Here is a 19030-nt window from a genome sequence, read left to right on the forward strand (position 1 = left end):
TGCGCGATAAGGACAACATCTGGGCGCCTCCGAAACCGCCTGTGTGGATAAGTCACACAGGGATGGTTAACGCGGCGTCCCGTTATCGGACGGAGCGGCGACGGCCTCGCCGGCATCAGCGTGTTTGGTCGGATTCTGAGTCGCGGTGAATTCGCTCGCCTCGATCAGCATCGTGCCCATGCCGGTGACGAGCGAGATCTTCCAGGGAGCGACCATCTGGGTACCCTGGATCGGCGCGAGCCAGGCTTCGATGGTCTTGTTCTGCTCCATATAGTTTGGCTTGCCGTTCGCCCGGTGGCCGGCGATCGCCTTGTACGTCGCGCGGCAGACGACGACCGGACCTTCATAACCCTTGATCGTCTTCACGTTCTCGATGCGGAGATAGGACATCTTGATGTCGAACCGTTCCGTACCCTCGAAGATCGGCAAAGTGCGGTCGCAGACGCTCGGCTCCAGCGTGTCCGACTTCTTTGCGACCGGCATCAGAAGCGCGCTGATCGGATCGATCACGCCCTTCTTATGCTCCTGCGTCACCGGGACCCGGTCCGGACGATAGGGCAGCGGCGGCGTCACGGTATCGCGCCGCACGCGGCCGCGCGACAGAGCGATCCGGATCTTGCGAACTTCGGAGCTGTCGGCCGTGTCGATCGCGGCGCTCAGCGGCCAGACGCCGTCCGGATAGACCGTGCCGATGGCCTTGCCGCTCATCGCGAAGCCCATGCCGTCGGCGCCGAAATCGACCACGTAGCGCCCCTTATCCGGCACCGTCGCCTTCAGGGTTCCGCTAGCGAAGTTGATGGGGAGCACCGCGAGACGTGCGGTATAGGCGGCCGTGAACTCGGTCTCACCCGCGAGAGCCGGCATCGCCGTGACGCACGCCGCAACGGCGACCACCGCCATGCGGGCGGGCCGCGCGATCGGCAAACCTGAGAGCAATGACGGCACAGCGGTAATCCTTCGGCGTCGCAAATCGTGGCTCTTCCGGCCCGATTCAAGCATTGACAATGCTCCAGACGGCCCGTTCCGTCGAGAGTGGGCGAGCAATTCCGGGCGGCCGTTGCAACGGAGACTCAGTTTCTGCGGGGCTTCGCTTGACGCAAAAGGGGGTTGGCGACTATACAGCGCGACCTTCGAGCGCCCCGGCTCTCGCGGCCTGTTCTGCTTTTGCTTTTCGGGTCCGGCCTGCTCGCCCCGTAATTCTTGTATATGGAGCACTGCGATGTCGCGGCGCTGCGAACTGACTGGAAAAGCCGTCCTCGTTGGCAATCTTGTCAGCCATTCGAATCGTAAGACGAAGACCCGGTTCCTGCCGAACCTCGTCAGGGTCACCCTGCTGTCCGACGCCCTCGGCCAGTCCGTGCGCCTGCGCGTCACGGCCCATGCCCTCCGCTCGGTCGAGCACCGCGGCGGTCTCGATGCCTTCCTGCTGAAGGCTTCGGAGAACGACCTGTCGCAGAAGGCCAAGGAACTGCGCCGCAAGATCGTCAAGGCCGCCGGCGAGGCCACGGCGGCTGCATAAGGCAGCACCGATGCCCGCGAACGGAACCGTCCGACAGCTTGCCCTTCCGGTCGCCGCCATGGCGGCCGTCGTGGCGCTCTCCAACGTTGCGGTCCAGTATCCCGTCACGGCGTTCGGCCTCGGCGACTACCTGACCTACGGCGCGCTGACCTATCCGCTCGCCTTCCTCGTCAATGACCTGACCAACCGCCGCTTCGGCCCGACGCTTACGCGCCGGGTCATCTATTGCGGCTTCGCGATCGCCGTCGTGCTGTCGATCGCCCTGGCTTCGCCGCGCATCGCGCTGGCGTCGGGCACGGCGTTCCTGTTCGGCCAGCTTCTCGACATCACCGTCTTCAACCGCCTCCGCCGGATGACCTGGTGGCGTGCGCCGCTGGCTGGCAGCCTGCTCGGCTCGGCGCTCGACACGGTCGTGTTCTTCTCGCTCGCCTTCGCCGGCGACCCCATGATGTCCGGCCCCGTCACCTATCCGACCTTCGGCGTCACCGTCCCGCTCTGGGTCGGCCTCGCCTTTTTCGATTTCCTGGTAAAGGTAGCGATGGCGCTGCTGTTGCTGGTGCCTTACGGCGCACTGATGGGTCGCATCCGGCCGGCTGAAGTGGTTACGGCTAGCCGCTGAATTTTCGCACTTCCGTTCACCACGCCGTCGTCCTCCGGCTTGACCGGAGGACCCATGCAGCCTTCGCCACGACGATGGATGCTCCGGTCAAGCCGGAGGATGACGGTAACAGAAGCCTAGCCCTGTAGCTCGCCCTCATCCGGGATGGCAGTCCATGTCACTCCTTCAATCCGAACTGCAGCAGGATCGTCCGTTGAAACGGATTGAAATTGTCGTCCGATAGAAGCGTCAGCACCGTCGTGCCATCCGCTGCCTTGGTCGCCGAGATCGCTTCCAGATTATCGATCTCCTGAGAAAGGTTCGCCTCGAACAGAAGCGGCCCGTCCAGCACCGCGCCCGGGGCGACGTCCTTAGCGGCGATGCGGCGAATGCGGATCGACAGCAAAGGCGCCCTGTACTTCCGCTGCAGGACGACGAGATCACCGCCCGGCAGGAAGGTCGCGTCGGTCACGGCGAAGCCGTCGTGCTCACGAAGGCTGAGGGTCTCCGCGAAGCCCCCTTTGCCGGGAATGAGCCAGGCCGGATGATTGCCGTCCTTTCCGCTCGGATCCTCGCCGAGCATCAGGAAACTCCCAGCACGCGGCTGGCCGTCGGGCACGATCGCCAGGGCCTCAAGGCCCGCATTCGACGGCATCGCCGTCATCCCTTTCGGCAGGCGGATCGTCAAAAAGCCCCTCGGATTGGCGTTATTCGCCCCGAAATCGAACCGCAGAAGCTGCGGCACACCCTCCGTCGTCACCCAGGCCGTGCTGCCACGAACCTCCAGCGCCTCGGTGTCGCCTCGCGACGTCCCGACAAGCGAGGCGCCCTTCGCATCCAGCACCTCGGCGATCGAGGCATCCTCGATCCCGATCGGCCGGGTGCCGTCATAGACGATGCGGCCTTCCAGCCAGGTCGCACGGTCCGAAAGCGCGCGGAACCGGCTGCCGTCGGCCTCGACGCGGAGCCCGGAATAACCACCGAAGCTTCGGTCGCTGCCCCTGAGTTCCAACCCGCCGCGAAACGTCAGGGCGCCAAACTCAGTCCGTTCCGGATTTGCGCGTTCGAAGGAGGCAATGGGCTTTGCCGTGATCGTGATCGGCTCGGCCAAAGCGGGCGTCGATGCCATGGCCAGAATGATCGACGCCAGAGTCCACATCAGGCCCGGACGGTTGCGCGGCGCGGAGCCGGACTTCTCGGCGTCGCCTTCTCGTCGAAGAGTTCGGCGAGCTTCTCGGTCATCACACCGCCGAGTTCCTCGGCATCGACGATCGTCACGGCGCGCCGGTAGTAGCGCGTCACGTCGTGACCGATGCCGATGGCAATCAACTCGACCGGCGAGCGCGTCTCGATGTCCTCGATGACGGCCCGCAAATGCTTCTCGAGATAATTGCCGTTGTTGACCGACAAAGTGGAATCGTCGACGGGCGCGCCGTCCGAGATCATCATCAGGATGCGGCGCTGTTCCGGCCGGGCCAGCAGGCGCTTGTGCGCCCAGTCCAGCGCCTCGCCGTCGATGTTCTCCTTCAGGAGACCCTCGCGCATCATCAGGCCGAGATTCTTCCGGGCCCGGCGCCAGGGCGCGTCGGCGGACTTGTAGATGATATGGCGGAGATCGTTCAGGCGGCCTGGATAAGGCGGCTTGCCGGCCTGCAGCCACGCTTCGCGCGACTGCCCGCCCTTCCAGGCGCGGGTCGTGAAGCCAAGGATCTCGACCTTCACGCCGCACCGCTCCAGCGTTCGCGCTAGAATGTCGGCGCAGGTCGCCGCGACAGTGATCGGGCGTCCGCGCATCGAGCCCGAATTGTCGAGCAGGAGCGTGACGACGGTGTCGCGGAAATCGGTGTCGCGCTCGCTCATGAAGGAGAGTGGCTGCATCGGATCGGTGACGACGCGGGACAGACGCGCCGGATCGAGCGTGCCCTCTTCGAGGTCGAAGTCCCAGGCGCGGTTCTGCTGCGCGAGCAGGCGGCGCTGCAGCCGGTTCGCCAAACGCCCGACGACGCCCTGGAGGTTGGCGAGCTGCTTGTCGAGATACGAGCGGAGGCGCGCCAGCTCGTCGGCGTCGCAGAGCTCCTCGGCGTGCATGGTCTCGTCGAAGCGGTTGGTGAAGGCGCGGTAGTCGACGGCCACACCTTGAGTGTTCGACAGCTGGCGCCGCGGCGGCTCGTTAATGTCCTCGGCGTCGCCCTCCTCCGCCTCGTCCGGCGTTTCGGAAGGCGGCGCGTCGGCCTGCTCCATCTCGCCGAAATCGGGCTCGTCGTCGGTCGCCTCGGCCTCCGCCGACTGGGCACCCTCGGCGCTCTCCTCGCCGCGCTCGCCGCCCTCTTCCTGGCCGGGATCCTTGTCGGTGTCCGCGTCGCCCTCCTCATCCGTCATCTCGTCGAGATCGGAGGCGAATTCGTCGCCCATTTCGAGCGCGGTCAGGAGTTCGCGCATGGAACGCGCGAATGCGATCTGGTCGTTCAGGACCAGATCGAGGTCTTCGAGATTCTTGCCGGCCTTTTCCTCGATCCAGCCCTTCCAGAGGTCGACGACCTTCTGGCCGGACGCCGGCGGCTCGATACCGGTCAGCCGCTGGCGGACCATCAGCGAGAGCGCCTCCTCGATCGGAGCGTCCTCGCGGGCGGACAGGTCATCATAGCTCGCGCGCGTGAAGCGTTCGTCGAGCATCGCCGTGATGTTGTTCGCAACACCCGACATCCGGCGCGAGCCGATCGCCTCGCAGCGCGCCTGCTCGACGGCGTCGAAGATCGCCCGCGCCTCGGTTCCCCGCGGCACGAGCCTGTTGTGCAGCTTCGGGTCGTGGCAGGCGAGTTTCAGCGCCAGAGCGTCGGCATTGCCGCGCAGGACAGCGGCATCCTTCGCGGTCAGGCGGCGCGGCGGTTCCGGCAAACGTGCGGTATTGCCGGTGAGCGAGGCTCGCTCCTGCGAGAAGCTGATTTCGAGATCCGACTTGCCCGCGATCGCGCGCAAGGTCGCGGCCACCGAGCGCTTCAGGGGCTCGCTCGGCGGTTCGCGTGGCTTGGTCGGTCCTGAATTCGAGGCGGCCATGACTCGACCTGGCTCAGCTCAGTGCGACATTCACCGCGGATTCGGCCAGTTCCTGGCCGAAGCAGCGCTGATAGAACTCGGCGACCAGCGGCCGCTCCAGCTCATCGCACTTGTTGAGGAAGGTCAGGCGGAACGCGAAGCCGATATCGCTGAAGATGTCGGCGTTTTCGGACCAGGTGATCACCGAACGCGGGCTCATCACGGTCGACAGGTCACCGTTGATGAACGCGTTGCGGGTCAGGTCGGCGAGACGGACCATCTTCGAGACGATCTCGCGGCCTTCGGGCCTGCCCTTGTAGTGCGGCGACTTGGCGAGGACGATATCGACCTCGTTGTCGTGCGGCAGATAGTTCAGCGTCGTCACGATCGACCAGCGGTCCATCTGACCCTGGTTGATCTGCTGGGTGCCGTGATAGAGGCCCGACGTGTCGCCGAGACCGACCGTGTTCGCCGTCGCGAACAGGCGAAAGGCCGGGTGAGGACGGATGACGCGCTTCTGGTCGAGCAGCGTCAGGCGGCCGGATACTTCGAGCACGCGCTGGATCACGAACATCACGTCCGGGCGGCCGGCATCATATTCGTCGAAGACGAGCGCGACATTGTTCTGCAGCGCCCAGGGCAGCATGCCGTCCTTGAACTCGGTGACCTGCGCGCCGTCCTTCAGGACGATCGCGTCCTTGCCGACGAGGTCGATACGCGAGACGTGGCTGTCGAGATTGATGCGCACGCACGGCCAGTTGAGGCGCGCCGCGACCTGCTCGATATGCGTCGACTTGCCGGTGCCGTGATAGCCCGTGACCATCACGCGGCGGTTCCGCGCGAAGCCGGCGAGGATCGCAAGCGTCGTGTTCTTGTCGAACAGATAATCGGGATCGAGATCCGGAACGTGGTCGTCGGTCTCGGAATAAGCAGGCACTTCCAGGTCAGAGTCGATACCGAACGTCTGACGTACGGACACCTTCATGTCCGGTATACCCCGGACGCCTTCAGCTACAGTCGCCATGAAACCTCCTGAACCACGACCCGCACGGCCGTGGGCCGCCCGCCATGGGCGACATGCCAGTCAGCAGAGACCAGCCTGTTTTAGGTAATTATAGGCTTGGATGACAGCGCGCAATTTATCCTCGGTCGCACGGTCACCGCCATTTGCATCGGGATGCAGCCGTTTCACCAAGGTCTTGAAACGGGCCTTGATCTCTTCCCCCGACGCACTCTCTTCCAGGCCGAGTTCGATCAGCGAATTCCGCTCGACCTTCTTGAGGGCGCGGCGACGCGGTGCCTCGGGTTCGGGCCGGCGCGCCTCGGCATCGCCTCCGAATACGTTGAAGGGGTCCGCGAAATCCCAATTGCCGAAGCGCGGATGAGATGAATGCGGCCGCGGCGGGACCTTGCCGCCGGCTGCACGGTTGACGCCCATCGTCCATGTCGGGCGATGGCCGGTCAGCGAATCCTTCTGCCAGGCCGCAACCGCGTCGTCCGGCATGTCGCGGAAATAATTGAATGACTGGTTGTACTCGCGGACATGCTGGAAGCAGAATCGCCAGTACTGACCCTCGCGGTCACGCCCCTTCGGCGCGCGAAAATCGCCCTTGTCGGCGCAGCCGGGGTGTTCGCACATTCCGGGCTTCGCCTGTGCTTCGGCAGCCGTCGGCTTGCGCGCGGCGCGGATGCGATCGAACCAGGGTGAATCAAGTTTCATAGCGTCGATTATGGGCGGCTCCGGCGGGCGCGACAAGCGAACGCGGCCACTGGTCTCAGGATGCGATAGAAGGGTTGACGGATCGATCACGACGGCGCGCAGAACGCTTCGTTCGACGAGCCGGAGCCATTATGTAGGCGCTATGAGCACGTTTAGAAACCGCATTGAATCGAAACTTCGCGCCGCCTTCGAACCGACCCGGCTGGAGGTCATCGACGAGAGCCACCAGCATGCGGGCCATGGCGGCTGGCGCGAGGGTGGGGAAACCCATTTCCGTGTCCGCATCGGCTCGCCGCAATTCGCCGGCAAGAGCCGGGTCGAGACCCATCGCGCCGTCAATGCCGTGTTGGCCGAGGAACTCCGCGAGCGGGTCCACGCTCTGGCGATCGAGGCTTCGGCGAGCTAGCCGTCTTGAGCCGATATTCGTAGCGATCCCTGATACGTGCATTGAAAAACTGTCCCTTCGACATCGCGTGGACAAAATCCTCGTGCACTTCGGGCTCGACGCCAAAATAGGTGTAGGTCCGATTGCTTCCGACGAATGTCACGTCGAGTTCGCGGTCGTCCGGCAGATAGGCAATCTGTTTGATCGCGGTCGAGGGCACTTCTCGCCTCCGAATCTTTCAATTGGAAACGCCGCCGGAGTCCTGCGGTTTCGTGGCGCTTGGATTTGGAGCGGCGAAGGCCGATATAAGGCGTCTAGGTTTAGATGATGAACGCAAACCAACCCTTCGGCCTGTTCCGCCTCCGCGCATCCCGCATGCCGGCATGGCAAATCGCCGTGATCGGCGCGATCGCGGCCGCGATCGTCGTGACTTTGGCGATCGTGGCGACCGGCGTCTTCCTTGTCGTGTTCCCCGCGCTCCTGGTGCTGGACGCCGTCTATCGCTGGCGTGCCCGAAAGAGTGCCCGCGCGCCGCGGTCCGCAAGCGAGACGATCATCGACGCGGAATACGAAGTCCTGCCGCCCGAAGACCGCAATCGCCGCTGATCACTTGGCCGGGCCGGGCGGCGCGTCGAGCCGCGACGGCTCCGCATTGTTCGGCGTCGCATCGGAGCTCGGCCCAACCGGCTGCTGCTCTACCGGCACCGGCGGCGGATTCTGAACATCCGTCGACAGGAAGAAGAACAGCGCCACGACCGCGAGCGCCAGACCACAGATCAGAACCCACAGAACCGGGGTCCCTCTGGCGCCCTGACGGGCCTCGGTGGCGTTTTTGCGGGGCGGGGTGTCGTGCGTGCGGTGGTCGGTCACGATGATCTCCTTTCGGGGACCAACGTGCGCGTCCGGGCCGGGTTCCGGCGACGGTCCCTGCTGGGCCAGCCGCGTATCCCTTGCCCGCTTCCTGGATGCCAGAACCGCGTTCAACTCGCCGCCGAGAATGAAGGCGACCGAATTCATGTAGAGGAAGAAGATCACCGCCATGATGCCGCCGAGGCCGGCATAGGTGGAGGCGTAATTGCTGAACCGCGCCAGCCAGTATCCGAATACGGACGCGCCGACGAGCCAGAGAACGATGGTCAGCGCGGTGCCCGGCAGGATGAACAGGATCGGCACGCGCTGCGGCGGCAGCCACAGATGGGCGAGGATCAGCCCGCCCGCGAGGAACAGGCCGGTCGCGCTATAGCGGAAGAACTCGTCCGACCAGGTCGCTGCCCGGATCTCCGGAAAATATCGGACCGCAAACTCCCAGATGGGCGACCACAGGACGACGGCCACCGCAAGCACGAGCATGCCGGCCGCGCCGAGCAGCATGAAGCCGGTGCTCTGCAGACGATTGAAATACCAGGTCCTGAGGTCCGGAACGCCATAGGCCCGGACGAGCGCGACCCGCATCGCCTCGACCGCCGAGGACGCAGTCCACAGCAGAAGGACGACACCGACCGTCAGAAGGTCGAGGCGGCGTCCGGTCAACACACGAGTGATTTCACCGGCCAGCGGCGCTGCCAGAGACTCCGGCCATCCCTCGAACGCCAGCCCGATCACCTCGGACGCGACCTGCGGCGTGCCGATCAGCGAAGCGAGCGCGGTCACGACGATCAGGAACGGAAACAGAGCGAGTAGCACCGACATCGCCACATGGCTCGCGATCGCCCAGGCGTCATGCGCGGTGAAGCGCAGATAGACGTCATAGACGATGGCCCAGGCAGATTTCATACGGCTCCGAGCCAAAGCGGCGTTCCTGCATCCTGAAGACTAGCCATAAACAAAGGATCGGGGCGCTGTCACGGTTCAACCGCAACGCGCCCCGATCCTTTGTCGATAGTCCGGCAATGCCGGTTCGTCAGGCCGCCTGAACCTCGCGGAGGAAGCCGTTCACGGCTTCTTCGAGCCGCTGCGCCTCCTTCGACAGGTCGGTCGCGAGATTGGCGACATCGTCGGCGACCATGCGGGCGGATGCCGCCGCTTCCTCGACCGAGGCCATGGCCAAGGAGCCGGACTGCGCTTCGTTCGACGCCCGGGCGACGTTGCCGGCGATCGACTGCACCGAGGCCGTCTGTTCCTCGACTGCACCGGCGACGGCGGCCGCGATAGACGAGGTCTCGGAGATGATGCCGCTGACGCGCTCGATGGCGACGCCGGCATCGGCCGAGGCCTCCTGGATCGCGCCGATCTGGCGGGCGATTTCCTGCGTTGCGCTCGCTGTCTGCGAGGCGAGCGTCTTCACCTCCTGCGCGACGACCGCGAAGCCCTTGCCCGCTTCGCCCGCCCGGGCCGCCTCGATGGTGGCATTGAGGGCGAGAAGATTGGTCTGGGATGCAATCGCCTCGATGAGGCTGACGACCTCGCCGATGCGGGTTGCCGCCGTCGCGAGACCACCCATGGTATCGGACGTGCGATTGGCTTCCGTGACCGCGCGAGACGAAACCTCGGTCGACTTGAGCGCCTGCTGCTCGATTTCCTGGATCGACAGAGCGAGCTCTTCCGCTCCGGTGGCCGCCGCGGTGACGTTCTCGGAGGCGCTGTTGGCGGCATTGCCGGCCGCCCGGGCCTCTTCGGTGACGCGGGTCGAGGCCTCGATCAGGTTCGACGCCGTCTCCTCGAGATTGCCGGCGGCCGAGCGGACGCCGTTGATCGCGGAATTGGCCAGCGCCTCGAACTCGTGCACGAGCGATTCGACCGCGCGGGCGCGGGCCTCGCGCTGGGTCGCAGCAGCGGCCTGTTCGCCGGTAAGCCGTTCGCGTTCGATCGCGTTGTCGCGGAACACGAGCACCGCGCGAGCCATCTGCGACAACTCATTGCGGCCCTCGGCGCCTTTCACCTCGATATTGGTGTCGCCATCCGCCAACCGGCGCATGTCGGAAGTGAGATCCGACATCGGCTTGGTGATGCTGCGGCCGATGAAGAAGCCGAGCGTCGAGCAGACCAGAATGGCGATCACGATGATGCCGACCGCGACCATGTTGGTCCACTGCTCGGCCTGATGCCGAACCCCGGCCGTCTGGGTCTTGCCGTCGCGGGCAAAGGCCAGCAGCGCGCTCGTGTTCAGCGAGACGTTCTCGAGCGTGTCGCTCGTCACATTGGCTGCCGTCCCCTGCTTGTTGCGGGCGGTGCGCCAATCCTTGAACAGCTGCTGATAGGTCGAGATCGCCTCGGCGGCCTTATTCTTCGTTCCGTCATCCAGAAGCGGATTGTCCTTCAGCTGGTCGCCCAGCGTCGTGAGGCTCTTGTTGAACTGGTCGAACAGCGAGGACGTGCCGGAGATGATGTAGCCCTTTTCGAGCTTGCGGATTTCCTGGACGGTCTTGGCGATCGCATAGCTGTCCTCGCCCAGCGCATTCAGCTTATCCTCCATGAAGACCTCGAGATCGTCGCCCGCGGCCTGCAGCTTCTGATCAACACCGGGAGCCTGCTTGGTGCCGAGCACCGCCTGCGCCTTCACGATATCCGCGAACGCGTCGGCGGTCTGGTTCAGGCCGTCGGAGAGCAGACCGACAGTCACCAGAAAATTCTCGTCGTCGACATTGGCACGGATCGCCTCGATCGCCCGCGTCGCCTCTTTCCTGGCCTGGTCGAACGATCCCTTGATCGTGTCGGTCGGCTTCAGGCGATATTGCGCCACGGCCGACGCCATCGTCGCCAGCTGACCGCGGAAACGCTCAACCTCGCTGGAAATATCGGAATATTTGTCGGCACGCTGGACCGCCGTCGCCACCTCATGCTGGCCGAACCGGAACGTGCCGGCGACAATGAGGAGGGCGATCAAGGGAGCGATGCTCAGCAGCGAGACACGCAGGCGCACCGATGTCAGTGCGGCCGGAACGCGCACGCGCTTGAACACATTCACTCGCTGAAACGCGGAGAAAATACGCATTACTATACTCCCCAGCCTTTGCCCCCATTGAGGTGATTTGCCACCTTCGGTTGATTGGTACAAATACGCATTACCGCTTAACAGAATGTTGCGGCTAACGCCGGAACCCGTTGATGCTCTTGGGATTGAGCTAAATCCCGTACACAGATGCGTGATCGGCAGACGATGATGGACATGGACCGCAGCTTCAATATCGGCCGCATACGCTCGGGCCTCGCCCTTCTCCTGTCTCTCCTGATCTGTGCAACCGCACTTCGTCTCGGCTCGACCCTGACTACGCCCAACCTCGGGTGGTATGCCGGTCTCGCAAAGCCGGACTTCAACCCGCCGAACTGGGTGTTCCCGGTCGCCTGGACGACCCTCTTTTGCCTGATGGCCGTTTCGCTATGGCTCGTCGTGCGCGCCTCGGGCGGATGGATCGCCAGCAACCGGGCGCTCCTGCCCTTCGGCGTCCAACTCGTTCTCAATGTCGCCTGGTCCTACGCCTTCTTCGCCCACCAGAATCCGTTCGCCGGCGTCTGCGTCATCATTGCGCTGATCGCGGCGATCATCTGGACTATTGTCGCCTTCGCGCGCAGGGATCGCCTCGCCGCGTGGCTGCTCGTTCCCTATCTCGGCTGGGTGATGTTCGCGACCGCTCTCAACGTGACGATCTGGCGATTGAACGCCTGACATCCTGGGTGACCCAATGGATTCCGCGATTTTCTATCTGATCCCCGTCGCGATCGCCGCGGTCGCCGTCGTGCTGGTCATGGGCCTCGTCAACATGATGAAGGGCGGCGACCCCGACCGCTCGCAGAGCCTGATGCGCTGGCGCGTCCTGCTCCAGTTCGTTGCCATCGGCGTCATCATGCTGTTCCTCTGGGTCGCCGGCGGACGTGGCTGAAGTCGATATCGCGGCGGCGATCTAGCATCTTTCCAACCTTGACCTGTGCGGCCAAGATCGCGGGATCACCAATGCAGGCGTGCGGCTTGGCTATCCCTGAGCGCGGCTGAACCTTCGGAGAGACGATCTTGGTCTTCGTGCCGCTGAGCGACGAAAATCCAAGGATTCTCATCCGCTATCCGTTCGTTTCCTGGGCCCTGATCGCGATCAATCTCGGCGTCTACACGATCTTCCAGTCCGGTCTGGTCCTCGACGACAATCTGGCAGCGACCTATGGCTGGGGGCTGATCCCTGCCGTCGTCTTCGGCCATGCCGCCGCGCCCGTACATGCGGGAGTGCCGCCGGAATTGACGATTTTCACGTCGCTCTTCCTGCACGGCGACCCGTTCCACCTGGTCGGCAACCTGCTCTTCATCCTCGTCTTCGCCGACAACATCGAGGATTCGATGGGGCATTGGCGATTTGCCTTGTTCTACGTTCTCTGCGGCATTGCCGGCTCCGCGGCGCACGCATTGGCGGTGCCGACCTCCGAGGCTCCCCTGATCGGTGCCTCGGGCGCGATATCGGGCGTAATCGCGGCCTATCTCCTGCTTCATCCCAGGGTGAAGATGTGGATCCTGTTGTTCGGCCGCATCCCGCTTCGAGTCACCGCGTTCTGGATCATCATCGCCTGGTTCGTGGTTCAGCTCGGAAGCGGCCTCTTCGGCTGGGACGACGCAATCGCGTGGTGGGCCCATACTGGCGGATTTCTTGCCGGCGCGATGCTGATCCCCCTGTTCAAGCGCGACGACGTACCGTGGTTCGGGCGGCCGCCGAAAACGATCTGAGTTCCAGCGGATTTGCGCTCGCGGACACGTTGACCGGCCGCAGCTTGACCATTACCGTCGCCGCTCTTCTGGTCCGGCCGCTTCCCATGCGCCTTGCACCCGAACCGTTCCTGCACCGCCGGTAACAGATCATGGTTCAGCCAATTCGCACGGTCGGCATCATCGGCGCGGGACAGATGGGCTCCGGCATTGCCCAGGTCTGCGCGCTGGCCGGCATGGACGTGCTGCTGCACGACATCTCGGAAGAAAAGATCAAGGCCGGTATAGCCACGGTCGGCTACCACCTCGCCAAGCAGGTGGCGAAGCAGCACATCACCCAGGAGCAAAGCGCCGAGGCCCTCGCCCGTCTTCGCCCGGCGGTCGGTCTCAGCGATCTTGCGCCGAGCGATCTCGTCATCGAGACCGCGACGGAGGATGAGGAACTGAAGGCGGCGCTGCTGTCCGAAGTCAGCAAAAGTCTCCGGCCGGATGCGATCATCGCCTCGAACTCATCCTCGATCTCGATCACCCGCCTTGCTTCGGCGACGGACCGTCCGGAACAGTTCATCGGCATCCATTTCATGAACCCGGTGCCGGCGATGCAATTGGTCGAACTCGTGCGCGGCATCGCCACCGGCGAGCCGACCTTCGAGGTGGCGCGGGACTTCGTCCAGCGGCTGGGCAAGACGACGACGGTTGCGGAGGACTTCCCGGCCTTCATCGTCAACCGCATCCTGATGCCGATGATCAACGAGGCGATCTACACGCTTTACGAAGGCGTCGGGACGGTCGAGGCGATCGACAACGCCATGCGGCTCGGCGCCAACCACCCGATGGGACCGCTGCAGCTTGCTGACTTCATCGGCCTCGATACCTGCCTGTCGATCATGCAGGTGCTGCACGACGGCCTGGCGGATTCGAAATACCGCCCCTGCCCGCTGCTCGTGAAATACGTCGAGGCCGGCTGGCTGGGACGCAAGACCCAGCGCGGCTTCTACGATTATCGAGGCGAAAAGCCGGTTCCGACCCGCTGATTATTCAGCAGGCGCGGACTTCTTCTTGTCGCTCAGCCGCTTCAGCATGTGCTTGCGCAGCACCTTGTTGATCGCCGTCTGGTAGCGATCCTCGCGGCTCTTGAACCAGGCCACCACGTCGGAATCCAGCCGGATCGTCACCGATTGCTTCACCGGCTTGTAGAGCGCCTTGGCTTCGGCGCTATCAGCGGCCGAAGAGGGGCTCGCGGCATCGACGACGGCCGCGCCGGCATCGTTCTTCTTCTTGCCCTTCTTCTTCATGAGATCCCCCGCACCGCCGGTACGTACATACCCACACGATCTCTATACTCGAAAACTCGAATTTTGTCAGCAGCGATTCGTTAGCCAAAAAGCCCGCTTTTCGGGATCGCGCGCCCCGTTTGGTGCATTTTCGTCCGGAACGGAGATGCGCCATGGACCCGGTCAGCGCCAATGCCTCGGCGGCGGCCATTCTCGAAGGCTACCGCCGGGCCATGTCCGAGCAGACACCTGTCGTGCAGTCGGACCCGGATGAACTCACCCTCACCGATGTCCTCGAAAACGCGACCGAACACGCCCAGGGGCTCGCCGGCTACCGGCTGGCCGGACCAGGCAAGAGGCTCGACCGCAGCGCCTGAATTCTTAACGGCGCGTTTACCCTGGTTTGTCAGGGTGGGTGCGAGGAGTAGATCTTGGACACCGCATCTCTCGCTTTGACCATGACGTCGATGCAGGCCGGCAGCCGCGCGCAGCAGGCCTCGATGATCGCCCTGAAGCAGGCGAACGAGATGGATCAGTCGATCGTCAACCTGCTCGCCTCCGCGGCCGAGGACATCAAGGCCCTGCTCCCCGACGGTGTCGGCGGCATGATCGACCGGGACGCCTGAGATGGGCGCCTTCCAGGTCAACGCCAAAGGTTATTATCTCTATACGCCGAGCTGGCAGCGCGATCCCGGCGCCACGATGCGCGCGGCCAACCGGGCGACCTACGACAACATGGTCGCGAACCAGAGCACGGCCGCCAACAATCTGATCGGCGGCAGCCTCGATTCGACGGCAGGCATGGTTCAGCTCACCATGCAGATCGCCAACGAACGCGTGCAAACACAATTGCAGGAGAGGTACAGCTCAGCGCTCTCCGGCCTCGACACCCTCGCTTAAGCTCAAGACTCTCCGACGGCGGCCTTTATCAGCGCCTTTCCGTCCTCGGAATCCCATACCGCCGGCCCCGGCAAATAGCCGATCTCGCAACCCGATCCGTCGATGATCAATGTCGTCGGCAATCCGACCGCGCGCCCGGCCATTTTCAGCGCCTGGAACAGCTTTCCGGTCGGCTCGGCATAGCGATTGATGTTGGCGAGCTTCAATTCTTCCAGAAACGGGACCGATTTCTTAAAGCCGTCGAGATCGATCGAGACGGCAACGACCTCAAACTTGTCGCTGCCCAGTTCCGACTGCACACGATCGAGATTCGGCATCTCCTCCCGACAAGGCACGCACCAGGTCGCCCAGATGTTCAGGAGCACAGTTTTCCCGGTGAAATCGGCGAGATTCAGCGGCTGCTCCTGGGCATTCACGAAGGTCAGCTCAGGCAAAGCGCGCGGCCGGTCCGGTACCAGGACGCCCGCGACCTCCCCGCGAGCAAGCGGTTTCATCCGCTCGATCGCCTTCTGATCGCCCGCACAGGCGAGCGCTCCTTGATTGCTATCCGCCGCGCTTCTCACGTATATCGCCGCCACGCCGGCGGCGATGCCAAGCACGGCGGCCAGTGCGAGAAGCCGCACCGTCGATCCGGAGCGCTTTGTCTCATCGGTCATGGGCTGGTCCGTATCATGCCTCAAAGGGGCTTGTAGATGAGCAATAAGATGTGGGGCGGGCGCTTTGCAGAGGGGCCCGATGCCGCACTCGAAGCGATCAACGCGTCGATCGATTTCGACCAGCGCTTCTATGCTCAGGATATACGTGGCTCGCAAGCGCATGTCGCGATGCTCGCCAGGCAGGGCATCCTGCCGGAAGCTGACGCCCGCGCCATCGCCAAGGGCCTGAGCGACATCCTGGTCGAGATCGAGGCCGGCGACTTCAAGTTCTCGCGGGCCCTCGAGGACATCCACCTCAACATCGAGTCACGCCTCGCCGAGTTGATCGGCCCCTCGGCCGGCCGCCTGCACACCGCGCGTTCCCGCAACGACCAGGTCGCCACCGATTTCCGGCTTTGGGTACGCGACACGATCGACTCGACCGACAAGGTTCTCGCCGGTCTCCAGACCGCACTCGCGAAAAAGGCGCTGGCGCATGCCGGTACGATCATGCCGGGCTTCACTCATCTGCAGAGCGCCCAGCCGGTCACGTTCGGCCATCATCTTCTCGCTTATGTCGAGATGGTCTCGCGCGATCGTGGGCGGTTCGCCGATGCGCGCGCCCGCCTGAACGAGAGCCCGCTCGGCGCGGCGGCCCTTGCCGGCACCGGTTTTCCGATCGATCGCCATGCCACCGCTGCGGCGCTCGGCTTTTCCGGCCCGATGCGGAATTCGCTGGACGCCGTATCTTCCCGCGATTTCGTGCTGGAGACTCTGTCGGCCGCTGCGATCGCTGCGACCCATCTGTCGCGTCTGGCCGAGGAGATCGTGCTGTGGACGACGCCGCAATTCGGCTTCGTCCGCCTGTCCGACCGGTTCACCACCGGCTCCTCGATCATGCCGCAGAAGCGCAACCCGGACGCCGCCGAGCTTGTGCGCGGCAAGACGGGTCGCGTCATCGGCGCCCTGATCGGCCTCCTTACCGTCATGAAGGGGCTGCCGCTCGCCTATTCCAAGGACATGCAGGAGGACAAGGAAGGCTCGTTCGACGCGCTCGACACCTTGCGCCTCTGCACGATCGCGATGACCGGCATGATCGAGGACCTCGAGCCGGACGCCGTGGCGATGAAGAAGGCCGCGGGAGCGGCCTATGCCACCGCCACCGACCTCGCCGATTGGCTGGTGCGGGAATTGAAGCTCCCCTTCCGCGAAGCCCACCACGTCACCGGCCGCATCGTCGGCAAAGCCTCGTCGCTCGGCAAGGCGCTGGAGGAACTGACGCTGTCGGACCTTCAGGAGATCGAGCCGCGCATCACCGATGCGATCTTCAACGTCCTCGGCGTCGAACGCTCGGTCGAGAGCCGCACCAGCTTCGGCGGAACGGCACCCGCGAACGTCGCGCGCGAGGCCGAAGCGTGGCAAAAGCGCCTCGCCGACGAAGCGTCCAGCCGTTGAGCGGCCATCCCGCCCTTGCGCCGAAAGCCTTCATCCACGATGTTGCGAACAGGATGGGGACGTATCCGCGTATGATTCATTTTCCGGGAATTCGGCCATGAACCGCCGCACGATCGTGACCGGCGTGGTTTTCACGGCGATCCTGCTCGTCGTCGCCGGTTGCGGCCGTCGCGGCGCGCTCGAGGCGCCGCCGAATGCCCAGCTCGCTCCGCCGCCGCCCGTCCAGAAGTCAGCCCTCACGGTTCCCACTCCGACGATATCGACGAACAGCGATGTCGCCGAAAGGAATAACAACGACAGTGATGAAGTCGAGGCGATGGCGCTCGGCACCGGTCCGGTGCTCGACAAATCGGCTCCGACCTCGGGTGGCTATGTGAAGGGCTGGGCCTACCAAGCCAAGCCGTCGGCGACCATGGTGCCGCCGGCGCCGGGGCGCACCAGGCCGATGAAATCGTCGAACAATTCGTTCCCGCTCGATCCACTCGTTCAATGAGCCCGAGGGCTCCAGCCCGTGCATCACTTCGCCTATCGTGACGGCATCCTCCATGCCGAGGATGTGAGCCTCGCCGCCATTGCGGAAGAGGTCGGAACTCCCGTCTACGTCTATTCGACCGCGACTTTGGAGCGGCACTACCGCGTCTTCGCAGAAGCCTTCGCTGGCATGCCGTCGCTCGTCTGTTACGCGGTCAAGGCGAACTCCAACCAGGCCGTTCTCGCCACTCTCGGGCGGCTCGGCGCGGGAATGGACGTCGTCTCCGGCGGCGAGCTGAAGCGCGCGCTCGCCGCCGGCGTCCCGGGCGAACGCATCACCTTCTCCGGCGTCGGCAAGATCGACGAGGAGATCGCGGCCGCGCTCGACGCGGGCATTCTCTGCTTCAACGTCGAGTCCGAACCGGAACTCGCCCGCATCTCCGCCATCGCCAGCGAGCGTGCAGCGACCGCCCGGATCTCGCTTCGCGTCAATCCGGATGTCGACGCCAAGACCCACGCGAAGATTTCGACCGGCAAGGCCGAGAACAAGTTCGGCATTCCGTTCCAGCATGCCCGCGCGGTCTACGCGGAAGCGGCCAAGCTACCTGGGATCGCGGTCACCGGCGTCGACATGCATATCGGCAGCCAGATCACCGAGGTCGAACCGTTCGACGCCGCGTTCGCGCTGATGGCCGATCTCGTCGGCACGCTGCGCGCCGACGGCCACATCATCGACCACATCGATGTCGGCGGCGGGCTCGGTATCCCCTACAAGCTCGACAACCAGCCGCCACCGCTGCCCGACGACTATGCGGACGTGGTGAAGAAGCATCTCTCCTCGCTCGGCGCGAAGATCGTGCTGGAACCGGGACGCCTGATCGCCGGCAATGCCGGCATCCTGCTGACCCGCGTCATCTATGTGAAGGAGGGCTCGGCGAAGAGCTTCGTCATCGTCGACGCGGCGATGAACGACCTGATCCGTCCGACGCTTTACGACGCCCATCATGACATCTGGCCGGTTGCCGAGCCGGAGCCGGCCGTCGCCCGCATCAGAGCCGACGTGGTCGGACCGGTCTGCGAAACGGGAGACTATCTCGCCCTCGACCGGTCCATGCCGCCGCTGAAGCGGGGCGACCTCGTCGCGGTCATGACAGCGGGCGCCTATGGCGCCACCCAGTCCTCGACCTACAACACGCGGGCGCTCGTGCCGGAAGTGCTGGTCCGCGGCCCCGAAATGGCGGTGATCCGCCCGCGTCCGCCGCTGGAAGACCTGATCGGCCTCGACCGCATCCCGACCTGGTTGCGCTAGACGCGCATACCCGTTCTGCACACTTGGTTACACTTTAGTCTGCCCTAGGACAGGCTGACGCCTCGTCTTCGCCCAAGTCCGTGCTACTCTTCTACATATGGAGAGTTC

The 19030-nt window shown here is 64.3% G+C and carries 24 protein-coding genes; 14 read left to right on the top strand and 10 right to left on the bottom strand.

Annotation, left to right across the window (positions count from 1 at the left end; genetic code table 11):
- Nucleotides 1-66: 66 nt before the first annotated feature.
- Nucleotides 67-945, bottom strand: coding sequence for a DUF3108 domain-containing protein (locus tag ACFPFW_RS11120; protein ID WP_162799744.1), 879 nt, complete (start codon nt 943-945; stop codon nt 67-69).
- 274 nt (nt 946-1219) lie between these two features.
- On the opposite strand from ACFPFW_RS11120, the gene rpmB reads away from it, so the two are divergent.
- Together rpmB and ACFPFW_RS11130 are read left to right on the top strand one after the other, a co-directional pair.
- Complete coding sequence (gene rpmB, locus ACFPFW_RS11125; RefSeq protein ID WP_114957949.1) at nt 1220-1519, top strand: 50S ribosomal protein L28; 300 nt, start codon at nt 1220-1222, stop codon at nt 1517-1519.
- A gap of 10 nt (nt 1520-1529) precedes the next feature.
- Nucleotides 1530-2138 (top strand): queuosine precursor transporter, encoded by a 609-nt coding sequence (locus ACFPFW_RS11130; protein ID WP_114957948.1) that lies wholly within the window; start codon nt 1530-1532, stop codon nt 2136-2138.
- A gap of 157 nt (nt 2139-2295) precedes the next feature.
- Here ACFPFW_RS11130 and ACFPFW_RS11135 read toward each other — a convergent pair whose 3' ends face one another.
- Genes ACFPFW_RS11135 through ACFPFW_RS11150 form a run of 4 tightly spaced genes read right to left on the bottom strand, consistent with a single transcriptional unit; the run spans nt 2296 to nt 6870 of the window.
- Nucleotides 2296-3246: an esterase-like activity of phytase family protein gene (locus ACFPFW_RS11135; RefSeq protein ID WP_379770727.1), complete on the bottom strand. Its 951-nt coding sequence runs from the start codon at nt 3244-3246 to the stop codon at nt 2296-2298.
- 29 nt (nt 3247-3275) lie between these two features.
- Nucleotides 3276-5171, bottom strand: coding sequence for a cobaltochelatase subunit CobT (gene cobT, locus ACFPFW_RS11140; protein ID WP_114957946.1), 1896 nt, complete (start codon nt 5169-5171; stop codon nt 3276-3278).
- Nucleotides 5172-5184: 13 nt separating this feature from the next.
- Complete coding sequence (gene cobS / locus ACFPFW_RS11145; protein WP_114957945.1) at nt 5185-6174, bottom strand: cobaltochelatase subunit CobS; 990 nt, start codon at nt 6172-6174, stop codon at nt 5185-5187.
- 60 nt (nt 6175-6234) lie between these two features.
- The gene (locus ACFPFW_RS11150; RefSeq protein WP_114957944.1) at nt 6235-6870 is read right to left on the bottom strand and encodes a J domain-containing protein; all 636 of its coding nucleotides are present in this window, start codon (nt 6868-6870) and stop codon (nt 6235-6237) included.
- A gap of 142 nt (nt 6871-7012) precedes the next feature.
- Between ACFPFW_RS11150 and ACFPFW_RS11155 the strand changes: the two genes are divergently transcribed.
- Nucleotides 7013-7276 carry a BolA family protein gene (locus ACFPFW_RS11155; RefSeq protein WP_114957943.1) on the top strand — a complete coding sequence of 88 codons (264 nt, stop codon included), beginning with the start codon at nt 7013-7015 and terminating at the stop codon, nt 7274-7276.
- Here ACFPFW_RS11155 and ACFPFW_RS11160 read toward each other — a convergent pair.
- Entirely contained in the window at nt 7206-7475 is a 270-nt protein-coding gene (locus ACFPFW_RS11160) for a KTSC domain-containing protein (RefSeq protein WP_114957942.1), read from the bottom strand. The two genes, ACFPFW_RS11155 and ACFPFW_RS11160, sit on opposite strands and share 71 nt — an antisense overlap.
- Before the next feature lie 104 nt (nt 7476-7579).
- Here ACFPFW_RS11160 and ACFPFW_RS11165 point away from each other — a divergent pair, with 104 nt between their 5' ends.
- Complete coding sequence (locus tag ACFPFW_RS11165) at nt 7580-7861, top strand: hypothetical protein (RefSeq protein ID WP_114957941.1); 282 nt, start codon at nt 7580-7582, stop codon at nt 7859-7861.
- Here ACFPFW_RS11165 and ACFPFW_RS11170 read toward each other — a convergent pair whose 3' ends face one another.
- Both ACFPFW_RS11170 and ACFPFW_RS11175 read right to left on the bottom strand, forming a co-directional pair.
- Nucleotides 7862-9028, bottom strand: coding sequence for a YihY/virulence factor BrkB family protein (locus ACFPFW_RS11170; protein WP_114957940.1), 1167 nt, complete (start codon nt 9026-9028; stop codon nt 7862-7864).
- A gap of 127 nt (nt 9029-9155) precedes the next feature.
- Nucleotides 9156-11186, bottom strand: a complete 2031-nt coding sequence (locus ACFPFW_RS11175; RefSeq protein ID WP_114957939.1) for a methyl-accepting chemotaxis protein — start codon at nt 11184-11186, stop codon at nt 9156-9158.
- Nucleotides 11187-11360: 174 nt separating this feature from the next.
- Between ACFPFW_RS11175 and ACFPFW_RS11180 the strand changes: the two genes are divergently transcribed.
- From ACFPFW_RS11180 to ACFPFW_RS11195, 4 genes are all read left to right on the top strand, one after another.
- On the top strand, nt 11361-11858 hold the full coding sequence (locus ACFPFW_RS11180) for a TspO/MBR family protein (protein WP_379770735.1): 498 nt from the start codon (nt 11361-11363) through the stop codon (nt 11856-11858).
- Between the two features lie 16 nt (nt 11859-11874).
- Nucleotides 11875-12072, top strand: coding sequence for a twin transmembrane helix small protein (locus ACFPFW_RS11185; protein WP_114957938.1), 198 nt, complete (start codon nt 11875-11877; stop codon nt 12070-12072).
- Between the two features lie 137 nt (nt 12073-12209).
- The gene (locus ACFPFW_RS11190) at nt 12210-12899 is read left to right on the top strand and encodes a rhomboid family intramembrane serine protease (protein ID WP_379771467.1); all 690 of its coding nucleotides are present in this window, start codon (nt 12210-12212) and stop codon (nt 12897-12899) included.
- 131 nt (nt 12900-13030) lie between these two features.
- On the top strand, nt 13031-13912 hold the full coding sequence (locus ACFPFW_RS11195) for a 3-hydroxybutyryl-CoA dehydrogenase (RefSeq protein WP_114957936.1): 882 nt from the start codon (nt 13031-13033) through the stop codon (nt 13910-13912).
- Here ACFPFW_RS11195 and ACFPFW_RS11200 read toward each other — a convergent pair whose 3' ends face one another.
- Complete coding sequence (locus ACFPFW_RS11200) at nt 13913-14173, bottom strand: BrnA antitoxin family protein (RefSeq protein WP_114957935.1); 261 nt, start codon at nt 14171-14173, stop codon at nt 13913-13915.
- A 152-nt stretch (nt 14174-14325) separates the two neighbouring features.
- On the opposite strand from ACFPFW_RS11200, the gene ACFPFW_RS11205 reads away from it, so the two are divergent.
- From ACFPFW_RS11205 to ACFPFW_RS11215, 3 genes are read left to right on the top strand one after another with little or no spacing between them, the layout of a single operon-like run.
- On the top strand, nt 14326-14529 hold the full coding sequence (locus tag ACFPFW_RS11205) for a hypothetical protein (protein WP_114957934.1): 204 nt from the start codon (nt 14326-14328) through the stop codon (nt 14527-14529).
- Between the two features lie 54 nt (nt 14530-14583).
- Nucleotides 14584-14778: a hypothetical protein gene (locus ACFPFW_RS11210; protein ID WP_162799743.1), complete on the top strand. Its 195-nt coding sequence runs from the start codon at nt 14584-14586 to the stop codon at nt 14776-14778.
- 1 nt (nt 14779) lies between these two features.
- Complete coding sequence (locus tag ACFPFW_RS11215; RefSeq protein WP_114957933.1) at nt 14780-15052, top strand: hypothetical protein; 273 nt, start codon at nt 14780-14782, stop codon at nt 15050-15052.
- Nucleotides 15053-15054: 2 nt separating this feature from the next.
- On the opposite strand, the gene tlpA is transcribed toward ACFPFW_RS11215, so the two are convergent.
- Nucleotides 15055-15864, bottom strand: coding sequence for a thiol:disulfide interchange protein TlpA (tlpA, locus tag ACFPFW_RS11220; protein ID WP_379771470.1), 810 nt, complete (start codon nt 15862-15864; stop codon nt 15055-15057).
- On the opposite strand from tlpA, the gene argH reads away from it, so the two are divergent.
- From argH to lysA, 3 genes are all read left to right on the top strand, one after another.
- Nucleotides 15745-17142: an argininosuccinate lyase gene (argH, locus tag ACFPFW_RS11225; protein ID WP_114957931.1), complete on the top strand. Its 1398-nt coding sequence runs from the start codon at nt 15745-15747 to the stop codon at nt 17140-17142. The genes tlpA and argH overlap by 120 nt on opposite strands.
- A gap of 97 nt (nt 17143-17239) precedes the next feature.
- Nucleotides 17240-17635, top strand: a complete 396-nt coding sequence (locus ACFPFW_RS11230) for an LptM family lipoprotein (protein ID WP_114957930.1) — start codon at nt 17240-17242, stop codon at nt 17633-17635.
- An 18-nt stretch (nt 17636-17653) separates the two neighbouring features.
- Complete coding sequence (lysA, locus tag ACFPFW_RS11235; protein ID WP_114957929.1) at nt 17654-18922, top strand: diaminopimelate decarboxylase; 1269 nt, start codon at nt 17654-17656, stop codon at nt 18920-18922.
- The last annotated feature ends 108 nt before the right edge of the window (nt 18923-19030 follow it).

This window comes from Flaviflagellibacter deserti, assembly GCF_042652085.1.
GTDB lineage: Bacteria > Pseudomonadota > Alphaproteobacteria > Rhizobiales > Methylopilaceae > Flaviflagellibacter > Flaviflagellibacter deserti.